At 51.1% G+C, this 3,058-nt stretch carries 2 rRNA genes; both read left to right on the top strand.

The window, feature by feature from the left end:
• Positions 1-2,838, top strand: a 23S ribosomal RNA gene (locus KIO97_RS07140); the annotation flags it as partial.
• Positions 2,839-2,925: 87 nt separating this feature from the next.
• A 5S ribosomal RNA gene (rrf, locus tag KIO97_RS07135) occupies positions 2,926-3,042 on the top strand.
• Positions 3,043-3,058: the final 16 nt, after the last annotated feature.

The following is a 3,058-nucleotide window of genomic DNA, read 5'->3' as shown; positions in this document are numbered from 1 at the left end:
AAGGACGTATTAACTTGCGATAAGCCCAGATTAGGTAGTAAAAACCATTTGAGTCTGGGATTTCCGAATGGGGAAACCCACTAGCATAAGCTAGTATCGCTGCGTGAATACATAGCGCAGCGAGGCGAACCGGGGGAACTGAAACATCTAAGTACCCCGAGGAAAAGAAATCAACCGAGATTCCGAAAGTAGCGGCGAGCGAAATTGGACTAGCCCTTAAGCTTTTTATGCGTCAGGTGAAACTTCTGGAAAGTTGTGCGATACAGGGTGATAGCCCCGTAACCGGCAACGCATTTAAAGTGAAATCGAGTAGGGCGGGACACGTGATATCCTGTCTGAATATGGGGGGACCATCCTCCAAGGCTAAATACTACTGACTGACCGATAGTGAACCAGTACCGTGAGGGAAAGGCGAAAAGAACCCCTGTGAGGGGAGTGAAATAGAACCTGAAACCGTGTACGTACAAGCAGTAGGAGCACCTTCGTGGTGTGACTGCGTACCTTTTGTATAATGGGTCAGCGACTTATATTCAGTGGCAAGGTTAACCATCTAGGGGAGCCGTAGGGAAACCGAGTCTTAACTGGGCGTTCAGTCTCTGGATATAGACCCGAAACCAGGTGATCTAGCCATGGGCAGGTTGAAGGTTGAGTAACATCAACTGGAGGACCGAACCGACTAATGTTGAAAAATTAGCGGATGACTTGTGGCTAGGGGTGAAAGGCCAATCAAACCTGGAGATAGCTGGTTCTCCCCGAAAGCTATTTAGGTAGCGCCTCGGACGAATACTACTGGGGGTAGAGCACTGTTAAGGCTAGGGGGTCATCCCGACTTACCAACCCTTTGCAAACTCCGAATACCAGTAAGTACTATCCGGGAGACACACGGCGGGTGCTAACGTCCGTCGTGGAGAGGGAAACAACCCAGACCGCCAGCTAAGGTCCCAAATTACTACTAAGTGGGAAACGATGTGGGAAGGCTCAGACAGCCAGGATGTTGGCTTAGAAGCAGCCATCATTTAAAGAAAGCGTAATAGCTCACTGGTCGAGTCGGCCTGCGCGGAAGATGTAACGGGGCTAAGTAGTAAACCGAAGCTGCGGCAATGCACTTTGTGCATTGGGTAGGGGAGCGTTCTGTAAGCGGTTGAAGGTGTGTGGTAACGCATGCTGGACGTATCAGAAGTGCGAATGCTGACATGAGTAACGATAAAGGGGGTGAAAAACCTCCTCGCCGGAAGACCAAGGGTTCCTGTCCAACGTTAATCGGGGCAGGGTAAGTCGACCCCTAAGGCGAGGCCGAAAGGCGTAGTCGATGGGAAACGGGTTAATATTCCCGTACTTCTTACAATTGCGATGGGGGGACGGAGAAGGCTAGGTGGGCCTGGCGACGGTTGTCCAGGTTCAAGTGCGTAGGCTGAAGAGTTAGGTAAATCCGGCTCTTCTTAAGGCTGAGACACGACGTCGAGCTACTACGGTAGTGAAGTCATTGATGCCATGCTTCCAGGAAAAGCCTCTAAGCTTCAGATTGTAAGGAATCGTACCCCAAACCGACACAGGTGGTCGGGTAGAGAATACCAAGGCGCTTGAGAGAACTCGGGTGAAGGAACTAGGCAAAATGGTACCGTAACTTCGGGAGAAGGTACGCTCTCGACGGTGAAGTCCCTTGCGGATGGAGCTATTGAGAGTCGCAGATACCAGGTGGCTGCAACTGTTTATTAAAAACACAGCACTGTGCAAAATCGTAAGATGACGTATACGGTGTGACGCCTGCCCGGTGCCGGAAGGTTAATTGATGGGGTTAGACTTCGGTCGAAGCTCTTGATCGAAGCCCCGGTAAACGGCGGCCGTAACTATAACGGTCCTAAGGTAGCGAAATTCCTTGTCGGGTAAGTTCCGACCTGCACGAATGGCGTAATGATGGCCACGCTGTCTCCACCCGAGACTCAGTGAAATTGAAATCGCTGTGAAGATGCAGTGTACCCGCGGCTAGACGGAAAGACCCCGTGAACCTTTACTACAGCTTGGCACTGAACATTGACCCTACATGTGTAGGATAGGTGGGAGGCTTTGAAACTAGTACGCCAGTATTAGTGGAGCCGTCCTTGAAATACCACCCTTGTAGTGTTGATGTTCTAACGTCGACCCCTTATCGGGGTTGCGGACAGTGCCTGGTGGGTAGTTTGACTGGGGCGGTCTCCTCCCAAAGCGTAACGGAGGAGCACGAAGGTGGGCTAATCACGGTTGGACATCGTGAGGTTAGTGCAATGGCATAAGCCCGCTTGACTGCGAGAATGACAATTCGAGCAGGTGCGAAAGCAGGTCATAGTGATCCGGTGGTTCTGAATGGAAGGGCCATCGCTCAACGGATAAAAGGTACTCCGGGGATAACAGGCTGATACCGCCCAAGAGTTCATATCGACGGCGGTGTTTGGCACCTCGATGTCGGCTCATCACATCCTGGGGCTGAAGTCGGTCCCAAGGGTATGGCTGTTCGCCATTTAAAGTGGTACGCGAGCTGGGTTTAGAACGTCGTGAGACAGTTCGGTCCCTATCTGCCGTGGGCGTTGGAAGATTGAAGGGGGCTGCTCCTAGTACGAGAGGACCGGAGTGGACGAACCTCTGGTGTTCGGGTTGTGTCGCCAGACGCATTGCCCGGTAGCTAAGTTCGGAATCGATAACCGCTGAAAGCATCTAAGCGGGAAGCGAGCCCTGAGATGAGTCTTCCCTGATACTTTAAGTATCCTAAAGGGTTGTTCGAGACTAGAACGTTGATAGGCAGGGTGTGTAAGCGTTGTGAGGCGTTGAGCTAACCTGTACTAATTGCCCGTGAGGCTTAACCATACAACACCCAAGGGGTTTTGATGGACTCAAAGCAAGAACGAATTGAATGTGTAAGAACTGAAACAGCTTTCCGAATTAAAGAATTTGCTTGGCGACCATAGCGATTTGGACCCACCTGACTTCCATTCCGAACTCAGAAGTGAAACGAATTAGCGCCGATGGTAGTGTGGGGCTTCCCCATGTGAGAGTAGGACATCGCCAGGCTTTAAATTTAGTTTTT

The sequence above is a fragment of the Vibrio sp. B181a genome (genome assembly GCF_030248375.1).
Lineage (GTDB): Bacteria > Pseudomonadota > Gammaproteobacteria > Enterobacterales > Vibrionaceae > Vibrio > Vibrio campbellii.
Note: the sequence above shows the minus strand (reverse complement) of the source record. Positions and strands in the feature narration are given on the sequence as shown.